This window comes from Actinocatenispora comari (assembly GCF_017312725.1).
Classification (GTDB): domain Bacteria; phylum Actinomycetota; class Actinomycetes; order Mycobacteriales; family Micromonosporaceae; genus Actinocatenispora; species Actinocatenispora comari.
The window spans coordinates 80,935-101,059 of the sequence record NZ_BOPO01000037.1 but is presented as its reverse complement, the minus strand read 5'-3'; the positions used below and the strand labels follow the sequence as shown (position 1 = coordinate 101,059).

The following is a 20,125-nucleotide window of genomic DNA, read 5'->3' as shown; positions in this document are numbered from 1 at the left end:
ACACCAGCTGGCCGACCAGGCCGGCGAACGAGCACGCCGCGTACACCGCCGCGGCGCGCGGCCGCGGCCGCCACGACGGCAGCAGCGGCGGGCTGGCGGCGAGCCGGTCGACCTCGGTGCCGGCGGCGGTCGCGGCGGCCAGGCGCCGTTCGGCCAGCGCGAGCCGATCGGCCACCGGTACCGGTTCGAGCAGGTCCGGCAGCTCACCCGGGCCGGCGGCGGTGAAGTCCGGGGCCGGCAACCGCAACCGGCCGGCCCGTTCGGTCAGCTCGTCTCGCTGGGTCAGCGCCCGGTCGGACAGCGCGACGATCCGCTCCTGGTGCGCCGCGGCGGCCTCGGCCGAGATCGGCGCGGCGACGCCGAGGCGCCGGGTCGCCGCCAGGTAGTCGTCCCAGTCCGCCACGGCTCACTCCCCTGCCAGGCTGGTCGGCTCGGTCGCGTGCGGCACCTCCGGCGGCGCGCTGCCCGGGGTACGTGCCTGCCACAGCGCCTCGCGCAACCGGGCCCGGGCCGCCGGTTCGGCGTACGGGTCGATCAGCCGCACCGTCCGCCCGCCGAGCACCGCGGTACCGTCCACATCGGACACCGTGAGCCGCCCGGGCAACCGTGCGAGCACCGGCACCGCCGGCCGCTGCGCGCACGACAGCAGGTGCACGCCCACCGCTCCCCCGATCGTGGCCAGCTCCGCCAGCATCGCCTCGACCGGCGGCGGGTCCGGTTCCCCGTCAGCGCGGCCGCGCGAGGCCGGCACGGGCTCGCCGTGGCCCGGCCGCACGCCGTCCTCGCCCCGCATCCGCGGCACCGTCCCGGCATCGGGGGCCGGCCCGGGCCCACCGTCCGGGTGCGCCCGCGGTACCGGTGCGGGTGGCGTCGCGGCCCACAGCAGGTCGGCGCCGGCGAGGACGACCAGGATCCGCGGCATCGCCCTGTCTACTGTGGACAGTGCCGCGGCCAGCTCGGTGTGCCCGGCGCGCGCCAGCAGCCGGCGCCGCTCCGCGACCTCGCCGGCGAGCGCCGCCAGTACCGGTCGCAGGTCCTCGGCGGTGTCCACCGCGCCGACGTGCCGGGCGTGCGGCAGCCAGCTGGGATCGGCCCGGCTCGGCGCGAACTCGGCGAACAGCGCGGCCCCGGTCGCGTCGAGCAGGTAGACCGCGAGCTCGTCCGGCGAGTACCGGGCGGCGAGCCCGTACACGGCGGTCAGCGCGACCGCGCCGGCCGCCCGCGGTGGCCCGGCCAGCAGCCAGTGCGGGGTCCGTTCGGCGCAGGCCAACTCGACGGCACCGCCCGCGCCGACGCCGATCGGCGTGCGCAGCCCGGTCGCGGAGCTCTCGGCCCATCGCTGTGCCGGCAGCAACTGCGCGAACCCCGGCCGCAGCGAATCGGCCAACCGCCGGCACACCGCCGCGATCAGCTCGTCCGGCGGCGCCGGATCCAGCCGCACCGCGGGCGCCGTCACCTCGCCGTACGAGACCGTCACCTGCTCACCGCGCCCGGCCCCGGTGCCGCCGGCTCCTGCCGCCGTGGCCCCCGGCGACCGGCCACCCGCCGAGCCCGAGCCGGCGTACGAGTCCCGGTCGGGGTGCGCATCGGGGCCGGTGTGCGGCTCCCGCCCGGCATGCGGGTCCCGGACGGCGCCGGATCGCACCGAGACGGTGTGTGGCAGCGGGGCGGCCTGACCGGCCAGCAACAGGTGCAGCCGGCCGGCCGGGCCCTGCTCGGCCAGCGGGCGCAGCCGCGCCGGCGGCAGCGGCTGCGCGGCGACCAGCACCAGGTACGGCAGGCCGGCCGGATCCTGCCCCGCCCGTACCGCGTCGGCGACGTGCCGCAGCTGACGGTCGGCGGCGGCGAGCGCGGTGTCCGGGTCGGCCTCGACCAGCAGCCCGGCCGCGCGCAACGGCCGGAACGGTGCCGGCAGTCCGGGACCGAGCCAGCACACCCGCAGCAGCCCGGCCGGTGCCGCCGCCAGCAACCGCAGCAGCACACCGGCGAACGGCTGCGGTGACGCGGCCTCGACGGCCAGGTGACCGGCTCCGAGCAACGGCACCACCGCGGGGTAGTCGAGGTCGTCTCCCGGCACGGCGGTACCGATGCGCACCGGTACCGGTGCGGCGGCGGACGCGTCCCGGCCGACCGCAAGGTCCGCGGTGGCGGCCCAGTCCGCGCCGAGCCAGCCGGGCGCCAGTCGGCCGGCGGCGTCCCGGGCCTGGTCGGCGAGCCCGGCCCGGTCGGTGGCGGAGTCACCGGAACGATCGACGTCCAGCGCGGCGCGCGCCGCGCGCAGCTGCGCCACCGCCTCCCGGTGCGCCGTCACCGCCTGCCCGAAAACCGCCCGTACCCTGGCCATGCACCACCTCCCGGCCCCCGCCGTGGCCCGCAGACAGTACCGCATCAGCTGGTCACGATGGGCAGTCCAACACTCACGAACCGGTGCGGGGCGGCCGGTTCGGGCACGACGGGTACGTCGCACGCCGCGACGGCGACGCGCACCCGACGATGCCGATCACGCGCCGGGTTCGACGGCATCGAGACCGCGCGAGCCGGCGAGCCGACCGGGCCGCGGCCGGCCGAGGCGGTTCGGGGCACCGGCCGGTGACGAGGCGGACAGGGCCGTCCGGGGCCGGGGTGCGCTAGGGTGGTGGCATGCGGACGAGCTTCGATTGTCTCGGTTGGTGGCGCCCCTGACGGGCGGCACCACACTCCGCGCATTGTGCTCAGCACACACGCGGCCGCCCGGTTCGGGCGGCCGTTTCGCGTGTACGCGCTTCGGCGGCGCGGGCCGGTCGGCCCCACCGACAAGGAGCCACCACCATGACCCGCCGCATCAGCGGATTCACCCCGTCCGGCGTGCTGCACCTGGGCAACTACCTGGGCGCGATCCGGCCGATCGTCGACGGCACCGGGCACACCGACACCGTCGTGTTCATCTCCGACCTGCACGCGTTGACCCTCGACCACGACCCCGCCCTGGTACGGGAGCGAACGCTCGAGTTCGCCACCCTGCTGCTCGCCGCGGGCGCCGACCCGGACCGGCACCTGCTCCTGGTGCAGTCGCACGTGCCCGAGCACGCCGAGCTGCACTACCTGCTGGAGTGCACGACCGGGTACGGCGAGGCGCAGCGCATGATCCAGTTCAAGGAGAAATCGCGCCGGCAGCAGCAGATCCGGATGTCGCTGCTGACCTACCCGATCCTGATGGCCGCCGACATCCTGCTCTACGACGCCGACGAGGTACCGGTCGGCGACGACCAGAGCCAGCACGTGGAGCTGGCCCGGGACGTCGCGTACCGGTTCAACACCCGGTACGGCCAGACGTTCACGGTGCCGCGGGCGGTACATCCGCCGGTGGGCGCGCGGATCATGGACCTGGCCGCGCCGACCACGAAGATGAGCAAGTCGGCCTCCTCGGTGGCCGGTTCGCTCCGGCTCGCCGACGACCCGGACACCTTGCGGCGCAAGGTGATGCGCGCGGTCACCGACGACGGCCGGGATGTGGTGTACGACCCGGACCGGCGGCCCGGGGTGGCGAACCTGCTCGACATCCTCGCCTCCTGCACCGGCACCGATCCGGCCGGGCTCGCCCCCGGCTTCGACTCGTACGGGCAGCTCAAGCGCGCGGTGGCGGACGCGGTGGTGGAGACGCTCGGGCCGCTGCGCAAGCGGTACCAGGAGCTGTCGGACGATCCGGAGCACGTCCGCGGCGTGCTGCGTACCGGGGCAGCCCGGGCACGAGAGATCGCGCAGCGCAAGGTTCGTCGCGCCAAGCAGGCGATCGGCCTGCTGCCCGCGTAGCCGTCGACCGCGCCGAGGGCGACATCACGGTGACTACGTTGCGTGTTCGTATGTTAACACCGGAGAGTGATTGTTGATCATGGGTCGTGACGTGGACCACCGAATCGGCGTTCACTGAGCGAGTCCGTTACCGCCGCACGGAAACGGGCAACTCCGCGCCGGGACGCTCGGTGCGGGCGGCGGTGGCGTCGCGCGGCAACTGGGGGGTGTGCCGCGCGGCGCCACAGTGCCGATCATCGCCGGTCGGTTCTTGCCGGGGCGCGACAGTCGCGGCAGCGTGGCGCTCCGCCGCTACGGTGTCCGGCATGACCGTCCCGCTCGCCGCTCCCCCGCCCAGCGCGAGCGCCGCGTGGATCCCGGCGCTGTGCACGATCGCGGTCGCGTTCGGACTCGTCGTACTCTCCGCGGTTCTGCAGCGGCGGCAGCGCAAGCGGCGGCCGACGCTCGGGGCACCGCCGGCGCCGAGACGACGGCCGAGACCGAGGCGGTGAGCTCAGCCGGCTCCGATCGGCCGCCAACCCGCCGTGGCGGCGGCGCCGGGACGGAAGTCGTAGCGCAGTTCGCCGGTGGCGGACAACCCGAGCAGGGTGACCGAGCTGGTGCCCCAGACGGAGCCGTCGTCCTGGACGGAGCGGGCGATCAACGCGCGCGGATCGGTCGGCGCCGGTACGTCCGGGCCGTCGAGCAACGCCAGCCACGGTGCCCAGGCGTCCGGGACCGGCTTCCCCAGCGCGGGTTCGGGACGGGCCACCGCCGCGAACCGGGGCCCGAAGTGCGCCGCGCGCGGCGACCGCCGGTCCGCCGGCCCGAGCCAGCGGCCCTGGTTGACGAACAGGTGGTCGCCGTCCGTCAACCGGTACCGGTGCGGCTGCCGACCGTTCCAGGTCGTCACGCACAGCCCGCCACCGTCGAGCACCAGCAGGTGACACGGGTCGTACCCGTTGAAACCGGCCGGCGCGGCCTCGCCGGCGGCGGCCGCCAGCGGCAGCTCACCGCGGGACCGGCGCCCGGCCGGTTCGGCGGGCCGGCCGGCGGCGTTGAGCACGCACGCGATCCGGCCCGCGGCCGGGTCGACCGCGAGCCAGGTGCCGCCGGCCTGCTCGTCCAGGCCACCGAGCAGCCCGGGGCGGTCCGGCCAGTGTCGCGCCGGCGGCCGCCACGGCCGGCCGAGCATCTCGTCCCGGACGGCGAGCACCAGCACCGGCCAGTCCGCGGCCGGGCGCAGGCTGACCAGCACCGTGCACATCAGCACACCACCCGACGGCTAGCGCAACCAGCGATAACACAGTGTCCGTGATCTGTCACTAGACGGCACCAATCGTCGGCGATTCGTCCGATTTCCCGGATCATGATGTGGGGGTCCGCGACCACCGTCACCGGGAGGCTCCGATGTCCGAACACCCGATTGCGCACCCCACCAGCGTGCACCCCGACACCGCCCCGGTCCGACCCGCCCACCCGCGGGTCGGGCTGGCCGAACCGCTCGCCGCGGCGCGGTGCGGCTGCGGCTCCGGCTGCGGTTGCGGCTGCCAGTCGGGCGGCCCGTGCCAGTGCGGCGGGCACTGTCGGTGACCGACGCCGGCGTGCCGGCCTGGTCGACCGGGTCGGCCGCCGCGGCGCTGGTCGCCGTCGGGGTGCTCCGGCTGCTGCGCGGCGATCGCGCCGGCCGCGACGTCGAGGTGGCCCGGATCGGAATGGCCGCGGCGATGGCGGCGATGGCGGCGGGCACCGCGGTACCGCGGTGGTGCGCACCGGCCCTGCTCGCCGCCGGCTCCACCTGGTCGACGCTGGTGCTGGTCCGGCACGGCTGGCCGCACCACCCCGGGTCCCGGCCGGCTCGTGCTCCCACCGGTACCGCCGGGGGCCACGCCGCGCACCGGCTGCACCACGTCGGCGCGACCCTCGCGATGGCCTACCTGCTGGCGTTACCGCAGGTCGATGCCGGTACGGCGATGCCAGGAATGTCGATGTCCGGGACCGGCACCGTGCCCGCCCCGCTGCTGGTGGGCGCCGATCTGGTGCTGATCGGCTTCGTCGCCGGCTCCGCGGTCCTCACCGCGCTCGGCGCCACCCGGCTGGCCGCCCCGATGCTGCCCGGTACCGCACCGGCGCCGCGCGCCACCGCCGCCTGCCACGTACTGATGAGCCTGCTGATGCTGGCCATGCTCTACCCCATGCTGCGGGCCTGAGCATCCGAGCCGGTACTGCCGGCGGGGCCGCCCGGCCGCGCGGCCACCGGTACGGGTCCACGCACTGCGGCGGGCACAACATCTTCACCGCGCGCATCGCGGACCACCACGCGGGCGGCATAGATTGCCCAATCATGAAGCAGCGACGGGTCCTGGTCGTCGAGGACGAGCCGACGATCGCCGAGTCCGTCGGCGCCAGGCTGCGCGCCGAGGGGTACGAGGTGGAGCTCGCCGGCGACGGGCCCGGCGCGGTGGACGCGGCCCGGCGGCGCCCGCCCGACGCGATCGTGCTCGACGTGATGCTGCCCGGTTTCGACGGGCTGGAGGTGTGCCGGCGGGTCCAGGCCGACCGGCCGGTACCGGTGCTGATGCTCACCGCGCGCGACTCGGAGACCGACCACCTGGTCGGGCTCGGCGTCGGCGCGGACGACTACCTGACCAAGCCGTTCAGTATGCGGGTGCTGTGCGCACGGGTGCAGGCGCTGCTGCGCCGGGTGGACCGGGCGGCGCAGACCAGCGACGAGATCCTCACCGTGGGCGAGCTGGCGATCAACAAGGCGCAGCGGCGGGTGACCCGGTCGGGCGCGGAGGTGCACCTGACGCCGACCGAGTTCGACCTGCTCACCCGGCTGGCCGAGCGGCCCCGCGCGGTGTTGCGCCGCGAGCAGTTGCTGGAAGAGGTCTGGGGTTGGGCCAACGGCTCCGGCACCCGCACGGTGGACAGCCACGTCAAGGCGCTGCGTCGCAAGCTCGGGCCGGGCCTGATCCGTACCGTGCACGGGGTCGGCTACGCGCTGGAGCCGGCGCCGTGATCCGCCCGCTGGACCGGATCGGCTCGATCAAGCTGAAGATCGGGGTCCTGGTCACCGCCGCGATCTGCGCCGCCTCCGGGGTGTTCTGGCTCGGCATCGGTACCAACGGGCTCGGCATGCTGCTCGCCGTGCTCGCGGTCGCCGTGGCCCTGACGGTGACGCAGATCCTGGCGCATGGGATGACCTCGCCGCTGCGCGACATGACCGCGGCCGCCGAGGCGATGGCGCGCGGCGACTACACCCGGCGGGTACGGGCGACCTCGTCGGACGAGGTGGGCCAGCTGGGCCGGGCGTTCAACCAGATGGCCGAGGATCTCGCGGTGGCCGACCGGCAGCGGCGCGAGCTGATCGCGAACGTCTCGCACGAGCTGCGTACCCCGATCTCGGCGTTGCAGGCGGTGCTGGAGAACGTGGTGGACGGGGTGAGCGAACCGTCCGAGCTGAAGACCGCGCTGGCGCAGACCGAGCGGCTCGGCCGGCTGGTCTCCGAGCTGCTGGACATGTCCCGGCTGGACGCCGGGGTGGTACCGCTGCGCCGCGAGCAGGTGACGGCCGAGGACCTCCTCGCCGAGGTGGTGGCGCAGACCTCGGTGGCCGGCCAGGCGGTGCGGTTCGCCGTCGACGTGACGCCGCCCGAACTGACGATGCACGCCGATCCGCAGCGGCTGCACCAGGTGCTCGCCAACCTGGTCGAGAACGCCTGCCGGCACAGCCCGCCGAACGGACTGGTCAGCCTGCGGGCCCGCCGGCACGACCACGAGGTGGTGCTGGAGGTGCAGGACGAGGGGCCGGGCATCCGCTCGGAGGACCGGGAGCGGGTGTTCGAGCGGTTCACCCGCGGCGAGCCGTTCCGCGACCGGGTCGGCGGTACCGGGCTGGGGCTGGCGATCGCACGGTGGGCCGTCGACCTGCACGGGGGCACGATCCGGGTGGTCGGCGGCGGCGTCGGCTGCCTCATCCGGGTCACCCTGCCGGCCGCCTGACCACCCTGGCCCGCCGATCGGGAGGCGGCGTGCGGCGGCAACGATCGTCGGGCAAACACCGCACCGTGATCAACGGAGCGCGGCGGGGTGCCGTAGCCTGGGCCGGTGCGTACCGTGCGGGTTCTGCTGACCGGATTGCTTGCCGTGGCGGCGATCGCGCTGCCCGCCGGCTGCGACCGGACCGCCAACTCGGCCACCGGTGACCACTCGCGGCGCCCGTCGCGGCCGGCGACGAGCCCGGCCACGCATTCCCCCACCCCGTCGCCGAGCCCGTCGCCCAGTCCGGTCAGCTACCCGCTGCGCGGCACCGGTTCGTACGCGATCGCGCCGGGGCACAGCGCGACGCTGGGGCGCAGCGGGACCCTGCTGCGCTTCCAGGTCGCGGTGGAGCACGGCATCGACCACCTGTCCGTGTCCGGGTTCGCCGATCAGGTGGTCGACATCCTGGGTGATCCGCAGGGCTGGACCGCCGGCGGCGACTGGCGGCTGCGTCGGGTCGGCCCGGGCCAGCCGCACGACTTCGTGATCTACCTGGCGACACCGGCGACCCGGGACGTGCTGTGCGGCGCGGTCAACGACCGGTACACGTCGTGCCGCAACGGCGACGCGGTGGTGATCAACGTGTCCCGCTGGCTGCACGGCGTGCCCTACTACCACGACCTGACCGCGTACCGGGACTACGCGCTCAGCCACGAGGTGGGGCACCGGCTCGGCCACGGGCACGAGCTGTGTCCGGGCAAGGGGAAGCCGGCGCCGACGATGGAGCAGCAGACGCTGGGGCTGCACGGCTGCACCCCGAACCCGTGGCCGTACCCGCACGGGCACCGCTACGCCGGCCCGGCCGGCGAGTACCCGTTGATCGTCCCGACCGATCCGACGACCTGGTACCGGCCGAGCTGACGAACCGCTCGAACCGGTCCGATCTGGCGGGTTCCCGCCGCGAACCGTAATTACGCCATGCAGGTCGGGTGAACCGACGAAATTACCCCTATCGCGCGGGGTTGTTTTCGTGTACATCCTTAATGGCGCCTTATGGGTGTCAAGCTCGATCCTTCCCGACCATCTGGGATTGAGGAGGTTTCACCCCTATCAACCGGTGCGTCCCTCCGCACCGGTCGCCGGGGCCTCGTCCGAGGCGCCGGCACTCCCCACGCCGGCGCCGTCGACGGCACCGGCAACCTCGCCGATGCCGTTCGGCATCGGCCTGCCCCAGCGAGAGGAAGCACCATGGGTGTTCCCCTGCGCCGAGCCATGGTCGTCTCGGTCGCCGCGATGTCGGCTGCCGCCCTGACCTCACTCGGCCTCGCCCAGTCCGCCTGGGCCGCACCGGCAAGCAGTACGACCTCCGGTGTCCAGCGGGTCTGCGACGCGCCGGCCGCGCCGCACACCATGCACTGCATGGCGTTGAAGCGCACCGGCATCCACCCGGACCTGCCGTCCGGCTACGGGCCGTCCGACCTCCAGAGCGCGTACAGCCTGCCGGCCAACGGCGGCGCCGGCGCGACGATCGCCATCGTGGACGCGTACGACGACCCGAACGCGGCCAGCGACCTCGCCGCCTACCGGTCGGCGTTCGGTCTGCCGGCGCTGACCTCCGGCCAGTTCCGGAAGGTCAACCAGAACGGCCAGACCAGCCCGCTGCCGACCGCGGACTCCGGCTGGGCCGGCGAGATCTCGCTCGACCTGGACATGGTGTCCGCGGTCGCGCCGAAGGCCAACATCATCCTGGTGGAGGCGGACGCGCCGAGCGACGCCGACCTGTACCAGGCCGAGGACGAGGCGGTGGCGCTGGGCGCCAAGTACGTCTCGAACTCGTGGGGTGGCGGCGAGTCGTCCGGTCAGACCACCGACGACTCGCACTTCAACCACCCGGGTGTGGCCATCACGGTCAGCTCCGGTGACGACGGCAACGGCGCCGAGTACCCGGCCACGTCGAAGTACGTGACCGCGGTGGGCGGCACCTCGCTGTCCCGGTCCGGTAGCGGCTGGACCGAGTCCGCGTGGAGCGGTGCCGGTTCGGGCTGCTCGTCCTACGACGCGAAAGCCAGCTGGCAGAACGTCAGCACCGGCTGCTCGAAGCGGGCCGAGGCGGACGTGTCCGCGGTCGCCGACCCGAACACCGGCGTCGCGGTCTACCAGACCTACGGCGGCAGCGGTTGGGCCGTGTACGGCGGCACGTCGGCATCCGCGCCGATCATCGCCTCGGTGTACGCGCTCGCCGGCACGCCCGGCGCGAGCGACTACCCGGCGAGCTACCCGTACGCGCACCAGTCGAACCTGAACGACGTGACCAGCGGCAGCAACGGCAGCTGCGGGTCGCCGATGTGCTCGGCCGGCTCCGGTTGGGACGGCCCGACCGGCCTCGGTACGCCGAACGGCACCGCCGCGTTCGCGGCGGGTGGCACCACGCCGCCCGGTGACGTGACGGTGTCCAACCCGGGCAACCAGAGCAACAAGGTCGGCGACTCGGTCAGCCTGCAGCTGTCCGCGTCGGGCGGCACCGCGCCGTACACCTGGTCGGTGACCGGGCTGCCGGCGGGGCTGTCCGCCTCGTCCTCCGGCAAGATCACCGGTAGCCCCACCACGGCCGGTACCTCGACCGTGAAGGCCACCGCGACCGACGCCGCCGGCAAGACCGGCACCGCGTCGTTCTCCTGGGCGATCACCACCGGCGGTGGCGGCGGCACCTGCGGCAGCCAGCTGCTGGGCAACCCGGGCTTCGAGACGGGATCGGCAGCTCCGTGGTCGGCCTCGTCCGGGGTCGTGTCGTCGAACGCCGACGGCGGGGTCGCGCACACCGGCAGCTACTACGCCTGGCTGGACGGCTACGGCTCGTCGCACACCGACACGGTGAGCCAGACGGTCCAGGTACCGGCCGGTTGTGACACGGTGTCGTTCTCCTTCTACGTCTACATCGACACGCAGGAGTCCGGCTCGACCCCGTACGACACGTTGACCGTCAAGGCCAACTCCACCACGGTCGCGACGTACTCGAACGCCAACGCCACCGGCGGTTACGTGAAGAAGTCGTTCACGCTGACCGGTGCGTCCGGCCTGTCGGTGAAGGTCTCCTTCACCGGCACCGAGGACTCGTACCTGGCGACCTCGTTCCTGATCGACGACGTGGCGTTCACCACCGCGTCCTGATCCGCTCCCCCGGCGACGGGGCGTCCGCTTCCCGCGGGCGCCCCGTCGTTCCGTGTCCGACCGAGCCGCGGCGTCACACCGTTGCGGTCAGCGGCGGGCGACGAGGAAGCGGCCGAGCGCCGGCAGGCTGCCGTCGGCGAGCCGGCGCGCCTCGGTGTCGCGCACCCGCCGGGCGACGTCGTTGGCCACCGGGGTGTCGGCGAGGCGCTGCGCGACCATCCGCCACAGCCCGATCGTCGGCTCGTCGGTGACGGTCAGCCCGGCGGCGCGCAGCGCGGCGACGATGTCGGTACCGGTGTGCAGCGGCCGGTGGGCGGCCTCCTCCGGCGACTCGTGCCCGCTCGGTACGAAGTTGTGCTGCCAGCGCTGCCAGGGGTCGGTGGGCTGCGGCCGTCCCTCGTCGTCCTCCTGGCTGGTCGAGGCGACGCCGGCCGCGGCGAGCAGATCGATCGCGTCGTACAGGAACCGTGCCGCGGCCTCGTTCGCGCGCTCCCGGGCGAACTCCTCCAGTACCAGCACGCCGGAGGGCGTGAGCAGGCCGAGCGCGTGCTCGATCGCACCGGGCAGGTCCTCGATGTGGTGCAGCGAGCGGGTGAACAGCACCGCCTCGTACCGGCCGGGCGCCTGGTGGTCGCGCAGTTCGGCGTTGACCACGTCCAGCCCGCGGTCGGCCGCGGCCGCCGCCGAGTCCGGATCCGGTTCGACCGCGGTGACCCGGTATCCGGCGCCGGCCAGCGCGGCGGCGAGCGCGCCGAGTCCGGCACCGACCTCGCAGATCGCCGCGGGCGGCTCGGGCAGTACCGGTCGCAGCAGCGCCATGGTGTCGGGCACCGCGAGCGCGGTCAGGTCGATGTGCGCCGGCAGGTACGGATGGTGCCCGTGCCCGTGGCCCACGCCGTGCTCGTGACCGCCGTGCTTATGACCGCCGTGCTCGTGACCGCCGTGCTCGTGACCGCCGTGCTCGTGACCACTGTGGGCGTGGCCGCCGTCGGGCCGCTGCCTGTCGCCGGCCGGGGTGTCGCTGCCGCCGTGCTGGTGCTGGTGCGCGTCCATGGCCGCATTCTGCCCGCCGTGGCCGGGCCCGTGGGCAGGGGCGGGCCGGGGCGTTCCCGACATCGGTACGACCGGGGGCGGAGCCTTGACATCCGACCTTTGATTGCGCAATTGTGCTCAATCATTGCCTGATGCAACCAGCTTTGGGCAGTCTGCGTGGCAAGGAGCAACCCATGCGTTCTCTCACCCGCGTTCGGAGACCCCGCCTGTTGGCCACCCTCGGCGCGCTGGTGCTCGCCGCCGGCGCGCTGGTGGCCGCGGCCGCACCGGCGTCCGCCGCACCCCCGCCCGCCGCGGTACCGCACGCCACCAACGGCGACGACCTCGCACCGACCCCGCCGATGGGCTTCAACGACTGGGCCGGCTTCGAGTGCAACGAGGCGATGAACGAGCAGCTGTTCGTCGACACCGCCGACGAGATCGTCCGGCTCGGCCTGGACAAGCTCGGCTACCACTACGTCAACATCGACGACTGCTGGATGCAGCACGACCGGGACGCGAACGGCCACCTGCAGATCGACCGGACCCGGTTCCCGCACGGGCTCAAGTGGCTCGGCGACTACATCCACTCCAAGGGCCTGAAGTTCGGCATCTACGAGGACGCCGGGTACAAGACGTGCCAGGGCGCGGCGGGCAGCTACGGCCACTTCCAGACCGACGCCGACGACTACGCCTCCTGGGGCGTCGACTACCTCAAGCTCGACTACTGCTACCAGCCGACCGACCAGTTCCCCGGCAAGTCGCCCGCGGAGGTCGCGCACCTCGTCTACCACGAGGCGAGCCAGGCGCTCGCGAACACCGGCCGCAGGATCGTGTTCAGCGAGTCGGCCCCGGCGTACGTGTGCTGCTCCGGCCCGGACTTCACCAACGAGCTGGGCTGGCTCGCCGACGAGGGCCAGCTGTGGCGGTACGGCTCCGACATCGCCGACAACTGGGACTCGGTGCTGGAGAACTACGCCGAGGGCAACACCCCGGGTCTCGCCGCGTACGCCGGGCCGAACCACTGGAACGACGCCGACATGCTGGAGGTCGGCAACGGTGGCATGACCACCGACGAGTACCAGGCACAGCTGTCGGTGTGGTCGGTGATGGCCTCGCCGCTGCTGTTCTCCACCGCGCTGAAGGGCGCCTCCGCCGACACGGTCCGGATCCTGTCCAACGCCGACGTGATCGCGGTCGACCAGGACCGGCTCGGCGTGCAGGGCACCATCGTCAAGTCCACCGGTGACGTGGATGTCCTGTCCCGGCCGCTCTCCAACGGGGACCGGGCCGTGGTGCTGTTCAACAAGGGCGCGAGCGAGCAGACCGCGTCGGTGACCGCGGCGCAGGCCGGCTTCACCGGCTCCGCGCACAGCTACCGGCTCACCGACCTGTGGTCCAAGCAGGTGGCCTCGACCGCCGGCACGATCGCCGCCTCGGTCCCGGGCCACTCCGCCGTGCTGTACCGGGTGCACCGCAACGCATCCCCGAGCACCCCACCGTCCACTGTGGTCGGTGTCGACGGGCACGGGTACACCGCGGGTACGACCACGCCGACCACGGTGACGCTGACCAACAACGGCACCAGCGCGATCAGCGACGCCACGGTGCGGCTGACGGTACCGGACGGGTGGACCGCGACCCGCACCGATGCCGCGCCGGCCCGGGCCGTACCGCCGGGTGGGTCGCTGACCGCGCACTTCGACGTCACGCCGAACACCCCGCCACCGGGCGCGATGCTGCACCTGACCGGAACCGCCGCGTACCGCTGGCACGGGTCGTCGCAGCACGCGGCCGGCGGGCTCGACTTCGCCTCGCCGACCCCCTACCCGAGCATCGACGCGGCGGCGAACAACGTCGGCATCACCGACGAGTCGAACCCGGCGCCGGGCAACTTCGACGGCGGTGGCAACAGCTACTCGGCGCAGGCGCTGGCGGCGGCCGGGCTCACGCCCGGGGCCAGCCTGACGCACGACGGGCTGACGTTCCACTGGCCGGCCGCGGCGGCCGGTACACCGGACAACGTGGCCGGCGGCGCTCGCAAGGTGGCCGTCGACGGTACCGGCACGCTGGGCTTCCTCGGGTCCGAGGCGGGCTTCAGCACCGGCACCGTGACCATCACGTTCACCGACGGGACCACCCAGCAGGCCGACCTGTCGTTCCCGAACTGGTGCTGCAGCGACACGACCGGCTACGACATCGTGGCCACCGCCGATCACCGCAACACCCAGTCCGGCCCGGCGAACTTCGGCGTGCAGTACCGGATCTTCTACGTCGGGGTCTCGTTGCCGCCGGACAAGACGGTGGCGAGCGTGACACTGCCGGCGCAGTCCGCGATCCACGTGTTCGCGGTGGCGGCCGGCTGACCGGACCTCGGCCGCCGCGATCGACCGGCCGACGGGGTGCCGCGGGCTGCCACCCACGGCACCCCGGATCGTCTACTGTGGACGGTCGGTGGTGAAGGACACCGGGTCGCCGAAGCCGAGCGCGTCGATGCCGTACTCGTGCAGCGCACCGACGGCGAGGGTCCGGCGGTAGGCGGAGAAGTTCAGCACGTGCGCGATCATCTCGCCGTAGCTGAAGGTACGGGGCGGATCGCAGGTCACGTCGATGAACGTGGTGTCCTCCTCGCCGCGGGCGCGGATCCCGTTGGCCAGGTCCAGGAACGCCGGCCCGGCCACCGCGTACCGACGGCGCAACGCCGGCAGCGTGCGCTCGGACTCCGGCAGTGCGGAGCCGAGCGGGTCGCCGCCCGGTGGCCGCTGGCCCTGCACCGCCGCGGTCCACCGCTCCTTGGTCGACACCAGGGTGTGCAGCAGGCCGCGCAGGCCGTCGCCGGCGTCCAGCGCGTCGACGCTCATCGTGATCGGCCGGTCGAGTACCTCGTCCGGCAGCGTCTCGGCGTGCCGCAGGATCTCGCCGACCAGCCAGTTGTCGTGGGCCAGGATCGTGGTGGTGACGTCCATGCTGGACCTCCTCGGATCGCCGGGCACCCGCAGGTTGCCCGGGGGATGGAAGTGGATGCCGTTCGGCGCGGGCAGGTGCACCCGGCTGCCGGGGTCGCCGTGCAGCGCCGACGGTGGCCGCCCGTACGCCCGGCCGAACGCCCGGGTGAACGCCTCCGGCGAGCCGTAGCCGGCGCGGTAGGCGACCTCGGTGACCGGTGCGCCGTCGCGCAGCTCGCACGCCGCGCGCTCCAGCAGCAGTCGCCGCCGGAACCCGCCGGGCGGTTCACCGATCGCGGCCGACACCAGCCGATCGAAGTGGTACCGCGACAGGTACGCACGGGCCGCGAGCGCCGCGCCGTCCGTCTCGTCGCCGGCACTCTCCCCACCGGTCTGGTCCGCGACGCTGTCGACGATCACGTCGAGCAGTTCGCGGAGCCGGTCTCGTCCCGCATCGGCCATGGGTTCATCATCGGCGCCGTGTCGGCCGGCCGCCTGATCCTGCTTGCGGTACCGGCCGCCCGGTTCGTACCGGGATCCACCCCGCGCGGGCCCGCTGTCGGGCCCGGCGCCGGAATCGACCGCCGGTGTCCGAACTGGGTGTGCACCCCACCCGCGCGGACGGCAGCCAACCGCAGCCGCTGCCCGAGGTCACGCTGATGTGCGACGACATCGAGCAGACGGTGGCCGACCTGGCCGCCCGCGGGGCCCGGATCACCCAGCAGGTCGAGACGGAGAGCTTCGGGCGGACCGCCCGGGTCGTGGTGCCCGGCGCCGGCGACATGCCGCTCTACCAGCCGACCCACCGCACCGCGGACCAGCCACGACCTGTCCGTCCACTGTGGATGGTCAGGTGAATCGCCAGCGGCCGGCGTCGGCCACCGGGCGGTAGCCGATCCGCTGGTAGATCGCGTTCGAGGTCGGGTTGGCCAGGTCGGTGAACAGCGTGCAGGCCGTCGCGCCGTCGGCCAGCGCCGCCTGGCTGGTCGCCGCGACCAGAGCGCTGGCGTACCCGTGGCCGCGCCGTTCCGGCGGCGTGTACACGGCGCTGACCCGTACCACGCCCGCCGCCGGCGGCGACGTCCAGTTCATCGCAACGGGCTGGGCTCCCGGGCCGCCAGCCGCGGAGCCGGCCGGCGCCGGATCGCCGTCCACCGCCGGCGATCCGGCCGGACCCGAACCGGACCGGTCGTCGGTGTCGGTCCAGACCCACAACCGGCCTGCGGCCACCCTTTCCGCCAAGCGCGGATCCGGCACCTCCGTACCGGTCTCCGCCGCGAACGCGGACACCCAGCCGGACAGCAGCGGGATCTCCGCCGGTACCGCCGGCCGGGCGGCACCGGGCACGCCGGTCGGCGGCGTGACCGCGTCGAGCCGGTAGATCCGTTGCGCCATCCAGAGTTCCGCCCGCAGCCCGGTCGCCGCCGAGTACCGGGCGACGAACGGGTCACCGGACACGCACGGGCCGACCGCGCCGCCGAGCGGAACCTTCTGGGCGACGCACCAGTCGACCACCGCCGCGACCGCCTCGGCCGGCATCGCGGCGAGCAGCAACTCGTGCGGCGGCGTGCGCAGCGCCACCCCGAGCACCGCACCGTCGTCCGCGCAGACCCGCAGCCACCAGGCGTCCGGCTCGACCGGTACGGTGCCGGCGACGCGCTGGCCGACCAGCGACGCCGGTACCGCGTGCAGCAGCGGGTCGGCGGCGAGCCAGGCGCCGGCCCGCTGCTGGAACACCGTCACGTTCTCGTCCCGGTACACCCGCGTCATGGCCCCAGCCTGCCCGCCGGGGACGCGCCCTGGCCAGTGGATTCGCGTCGCCGCCGCGGTCGGAGCGCCGGAACGATCCGGTCGCGGGCGGGGCTGGCGGGCACTCCGACGTAGGCTCGGGGGATGCGGATTGCGGTGGCGGCCGACTCGACCGACGGGGTGGCGGCGGTGCTGGTCGACGAGCTAGGCCGGCGGGGGCACGAGGTGCTCGTGCACGGCGCGCTCGCCGCCGGCGACCGGGCCGACTGGGCGTGGTCGGCGGAGGCGGCGGCCCGCGACGTGGCCGCCGGCCGGGCCGACCAGGCGGTGGTCTGCTGCTGGACCGGTACCGGCGCGTCGATCGCCGCCAACAAGGTGGCCGGGGTGCGCGCCGCGCTGTGCGCCGACGCGTACACGGCGACCGGCGCCCGCCGCTGGAACGACGCGAACGTGCTCGCGCTGAGCCTGCGCACGGTGTCCGAGCCGACCCTGGCGGAGATCCTGGACGCCTGGTTCGCCGGTACGCCGAGCAGCGATCCGGACGACGCCGCGAACGTGGCGCACACCGCCGACATCTGACCGGTCGAGCCCGAGCCGGCCAGCGAGAACGCCTCGTCGCGCCCGCAACCTGACCCGGGCGGGTCGATCAACCGGCCTGGGTACCGGCGGCGAGGTCGGCGACGATGCGCTCGTGCGCGACGGCGAGCGCATCGGCGGCCGGGGTCGCGACGTGCGGGACCACCCCGGTGCCCTCCCAGTCGGTCCCGGTGATCGGGTTGATCGCGCGGCAGGTGGGGATGCTCGCCTCCAGGTGCGGGCCGAGCCGTACCCCGATGCGCGGGTGGGCGCCGCCGGCGGTGGTCTCGCCGACCAGGGTGGCGCGGCCGGTGTGCCGCAGGTCGTACGCGAGCTCCTCGCCGCCGGAGAACGTCTGGTGGCTGGTCAGCACGGAGACCGGCCGCGTCGTGCCGTAGTGCGGGCCGGGCACGTGCGGCAGCGTCCAGAACTGGATCGTCGAGTCGGTGCCGCGGTCGTACACGTCGTTGAGGTGCGTCTCGGGCGGCAACAGGTAGGTGAGGAAGTACGCGACGGAGCCCGGGTCGCTGCCGGTGCATCCCCGCAGGTCGAGGATGAGCGCATCGGTGTACCGCAGGATCTGCATCGCCGCGGTGATCTCGTCGCCGACCAGGTGCACGCCGAACAGCGCGGGCGAGATCTCCAGCAGCCCGACGTTGCCGTCCAGCCGCTCGATCCGGCCGATGCCGCTCATGGTGCGCTGGACCCGACGCTCGTAGAGCGCCTCGGCGACCGCGTGGTCGTCGCCGTCCTCGGGGATCGGTTCGTCGTGGTGGATCAACCGCAGGTGCCCGTCGTCGTTGCCGCGCTGCAGGTCGACGGTGACCAGTTCGGCGAGGGCCGCCTCGTCCGCGACCGCGGCGTACCGGCCGGCCTCGGCCGCGGCGGCCAGCCGCGCCGCGATCTGCTCGCCCAGCTCGGCGAAGACGTACTTGGTGGCGACGAGCTCGCCGACCTCGGCGACGATCCGGTCGATGTCCGCGCGGTGCATGGGTCTCCCGTTGGTCCGGCCGGGGCGGGCTGCCCCGGCTGCGGTCAGTAGAGCAGGCGCCTTGACAAAGCGTCAAGAGTTCTAGACGCTTGATTCGTGCTCGAACCGGAGGAGTCACTGCGCATCGAGACCGCCGCCCAGCACCGGGCGCTGGGCCACCCGCTGCGGCAACGGCTGCTGTTCCGGCTCGGTCAGCAGCCGGCCACGACCAGCCAGCTCGCCGCCGCGCTCGGCGCCGCCAAGGGCAGCGTCGGCCACCACCTCAAGACGCTGCGCGAGGCCGGCCTGGTCCGTGTCGTCGAGACCCGGCAGGTGCGCGGCGGCACGGAGCAGTACTACCAGCGCACGGCCCGGCGGATGGACCTCGACGACCCCGGCCACGCCGCGACGGCGGCGATGCTGTCCGGCCTCGCCGACGAGCTGTCCGTCGCCGACGACGATCCGCTGCTGGTGCTCCGGCACGTACGGCTGAGCGACGCGCAGGCCGACCGGCTGCGGGCGGCGCTGGAGGAGATCGCCGAGAGCGCCACCGACGACGGCGCCGGAGCGCCCCGGCACGGCCTGCTCGTCACCATGTACCGGCAACGAGCCACCGACACCGACCCGGCCTGAGCCCGCCGCCGTCAGGCGACGGCCGGCTGCGTCGGCACGGAATCGGTCGCGGCCAGCCGGGCCCGGGTGGGCAGCAGCAGCGGGGTGGCGAGCAGCAGCATCCCCGACACGGTGATCGCGGCCAGCGGGCTGGTCGCCGTCGCGAGCAGGCCCCACAGCGCCGTCAGGCCGGCCTGCACCAGCTTGCTCGCGACGCTCCAGGTAGCGAGCAGTTGCGCGGCCCGGCCGGCGGGGGCCCGCTGCAGCCGCTCGGTGGCGTGGATCGGGTTGTACACGCCCATGCAGGTGATCAGCAGCGCCTCGACCGCGATCACGACCAGCAGCCCGACCACCCCGGGCCGCACGAACGCGAGCCCGAGCGGGAACAGCGAGCGCAGCCAGCCCGCGACGCGCAGCACCCGGTACCGGCCGAACCGGGCGGCGAGGCCCGCGGACAGCCGGGCGCCCAGGAACCCGCCCAGCGCCGGCACCCCGAACGCGAGGCCGTACTGCCAGACCGGCATCCGGTACCGGCCGAGCAGCAGCACCGACAGCAGCGGCACGGTGGCCATGATCAGCCCGCCGACCAGTACCGAGTTGGCGAACAGCCGGCGCAGCACCGGATCACCGGCGATCGACCGCACGCCGGCGAGCAGGTCTGCCGCGCGTACCCCGCGCGTCGTGGCACGGGGCGTCACGACGTCGCCGCCGCGGATCCGCAGCACGCCCAGCGCCGACAGCAGGTAGCTGACCGCGTCGGCGGCCACCGTGGCGACCGGGCCGAGCACCCCGACCAGCGCCCCGCCGAGCGGTGGGCCCACCGCGGTCGCCACCCAGCTCGTACCCTCGAACCGCCCGTTCGCGACGAGCAGGTCCGGGCTGGCGGCGAGATGCTTGAGGTACGCGCCGGACGCGGCGGTGAAGGCGATCCCGGCGGCGCCGGAGACGACCGCGACCACCAGCAGCTGCCCGTACGACAGCAGGCCGAGCAGGTAGCCGAGCGGGACGCTCGCCATCGCAGCGAACCGGACCAGGTCCATCGCCACCAGTACCGGCCGCTTGGCGTGGTGCGCCACCCAGGGCCCGAGCGGGAACGCGACGAGCGCGGCGACGGCGAGACCCGCCGCCTCCAGCAACGACACCGCGAACGCCGACGAGTGCAGCACCCGCACCGCGATCAGCGGGAACGCGCCGAACGCGAGCCACGTCCCGTACGTGCTGACCGCGTACGCCGCCCACAACCGGCCGACGTCGTTCCCCACCCGTGCCCGCATCCCGCTCCCCTGCCACAACCGACGTTCGTGCGTCCGGATCACACCAG

At 74.1% G+C, this 20,125-nt stretch carries 17 protein-coding genes and 1 pseudogene; 10 read left to right on the top strand and 8 right to left on the bottom strand.

The genetic code is table 11. The features are described 5' to 3' along the window. Positions 1-403: pseudogene (locus tag NUM_RS11910) on the bottom strand (hypothetical protein); the annotation flags it as partial. 3 nt (positions 404-406) lie between these two features. Continuing rightward, entirely contained in the window at positions 407-2,344 is a 1,938-nt protein-coding gene (locus NUM_RS11905; protein ID WP_207124864.1) for a hypothetical protein, read from the bottom strand. A gap of 464 nt (positions 2,345-2,808) precedes the next feature. On the opposite strand from NUM_RS11905, the gene trpS reads away from it, so the two are divergent. Continuing rightward, on the top strand, positions 2,809-3,789 hold the full coding sequence (gene trpS, locus NUM_RS11900) for a tryptophan--tRNA ligase (protein ID WP_207124863.1): 981 nt from the start codon (positions 2,809-2,811) through the stop codon (positions 3,787-3,789). A gap of 493 nt (positions 3,790-4,282) precedes the next feature. Here the strand turns inward: trpS and NUM_RS11895 are convergent, their stop codons facing one another. Further along, complete coding sequence (locus tag NUM_RS11895) at positions 4,283-5,035, bottom strand: NRDE family protein (RefSeq protein WP_207124862.1); 753 nt, start codon at positions 5,033-5,035, stop codon at positions 4,283-4,285. A 322-nt stretch (positions 5,036-5,357) separates the two neighbouring features. On the opposite strand from NUM_RS11895, the gene NUM_RS11890 reads away from it, so the two are divergent. The 5 genes from NUM_RS11890 (at position 5,358) to NUM_RS11870 (ending at position 10,920) form a co-directional block, all read left to right on the top strand. After that, a complete protein-coding gene (locus NUM_RS11890) occupies positions 5,358-5,978 on the top strand; it encodes a DUF5134 domain-containing protein (protein WP_207124861.1) in 621 nt (206 codons plus the stop codon). A 134-nt stretch (positions 5,979-6,112) separates the two neighbouring features. Beyond that, positions 6,113-6,790: a response regulator transcription factor gene (locus NUM_RS11885; RefSeq protein WP_207124860.1), complete on the top strand. Its 678-nt coding sequence runs from the start codon at positions 6,113-6,115 to the stop codon at positions 6,788-6,790. Beyond that, entirely contained in the window at positions 6,787-7,773 is a 987-nt protein-coding gene (locus tag NUM_RS11880; RefSeq protein WP_207124859.1) for a HAMP domain-containing sensor histidine kinase, read from the top strand. The genes NUM_RS11885 and NUM_RS11880 overlap by 4 nt, the downstream gene beginning before the upstream one ends. A gap of 105 nt (positions 7,774-7,878) precedes the next feature. Continuing rightward, entirely contained in the window at positions 7,879-8,673 is a 795-nt protein-coding gene (locus NUM_RS11875; protein ID WP_225918507.1) for a DUF3152 domain-containing protein, read from the top strand. A gap of 327 nt (positions 8,674-9,000) precedes the next feature. Further along, entirely contained in the window at positions 9,001-10,920 is a 1,920-nt protein-coding gene (locus NUM_RS11870; protein WP_207124858.1) for a putative Ig domain-containing protein, read from the top strand. Between the two features lie 87 nt (positions 10,921-11,007). On the opposite strand, the gene NUM_RS11865 is transcribed toward NUM_RS11870, so the two are convergent. Continuing rightward, the gene (locus NUM_RS11865; RefSeq protein WP_207124857.1) at positions 11,008-11,973 is read right to left on the bottom strand and encodes a class I SAM-dependent methyltransferase; all 966 of its coding nucleotides are present in this window, start codon (positions 11,971-11,973) and stop codon (positions 11,008-11,010) included. Between the two features lie 173 nt (positions 11,974-12,146). Between NUM_RS11865 and NUM_RS11860 the strand changes: the two genes are divergently transcribed. Beyond that, entirely contained in the window at positions 12,147-14,318 is a 2,172-nt protein-coding gene (locus NUM_RS11860; protein ID WP_207124856.1) for an NEW3 domain-containing protein, read from the top strand. Between the two features lie 72 nt (positions 14,319-14,390). Here the strand turns inward: NUM_RS11860 and NUM_RS11855 are convergent, their stop codons facing one another. Further along, positions 14,391-15,359, bottom strand: coding sequence for a helix-turn-helix transcriptional regulator (locus NUM_RS11855; RefSeq protein WP_207124855.1), 969 nt, complete (start codon positions 15,357-15,359; stop codon positions 14,391-14,393). Between the two features lie 125 nt (positions 15,360-15,484). On the opposite strand from NUM_RS11855, the gene NUM_RS11850 reads away from it, so the two are divergent. Then, positions 15,485-15,754, top strand: coding sequence for a VOC family protein (locus tag NUM_RS11850; RefSeq protein WP_207124854.1), 270 nt, complete (start codon positions 15,485-15,487; stop codon positions 15,752-15,754). Here NUM_RS11850 and NUM_RS11845 read toward each other — a convergent pair. Further along, positions 15,747-16,667: a GNAT family N-acetyltransferase gene (locus NUM_RS11845; protein WP_207124853.1), complete on the bottom strand. Its 921-nt coding sequence runs from the start codon at positions 16,665-16,667 to the stop codon at positions 15,747-15,749. The two genes, NUM_RS11850 and NUM_RS11845, sit on opposite strands and share 8 nt — an antisense overlap. A 123-nt stretch (positions 16,668-16,790) precedes the next feature. Here NUM_RS11845 and NUM_RS11840 point away from each other — a divergent pair, with 123 nt between their 5' ends. Then, on the top strand, positions 16,791-17,225 hold the full coding sequence (locus NUM_RS11840; protein WP_207124852.1) for an RpiB/LacA/LacB family sugar-phosphate isomerase: 435 nt from the start codon (positions 16,791-16,793) through the stop codon (positions 17,223-17,225). Positions 17,226-17,292: 67 nt separating this feature from the next. On the opposite strand, the gene NUM_RS11835 is transcribed toward NUM_RS11840, so the two are convergent. Next, on the bottom strand, positions 17,293-18,213 hold the full coding sequence (locus NUM_RS11835; protein ID WP_207124851.1) for a S41 family peptidase: 921 nt from the start codon (positions 18,211-18,213) through the stop codon (positions 17,293-17,295). Between the two features lie 96 nt (positions 18,214-18,309). Between NUM_RS11835 and NUM_RS11830 the strand changes: the two genes are divergently transcribed. Next, positions 18,310-18,825: an ArsR/SmtB family transcription factor gene (locus NUM_RS11830; RefSeq protein WP_207124850.1), complete on the top strand. Its 516-nt coding sequence runs from the start codon at positions 18,310-18,312 to the stop codon at positions 18,823-18,825. Positions 18,826-18,836: 11 nt separating this feature from the next. Here NUM_RS11830 and NUM_RS11825 read toward each other — a convergent pair whose 3' ends face one another. After that, on the bottom strand, positions 18,837-20,078 hold the full coding sequence (locus NUM_RS11825; RefSeq protein ID WP_207124849.1) for an MFS transporter: 1,242 nt from the start codon (positions 20,076-20,078) through the stop codon (positions 18,837-18,839). Between the last annotated feature and the right edge of the window lie 47 nt (positions 20,079-20,125).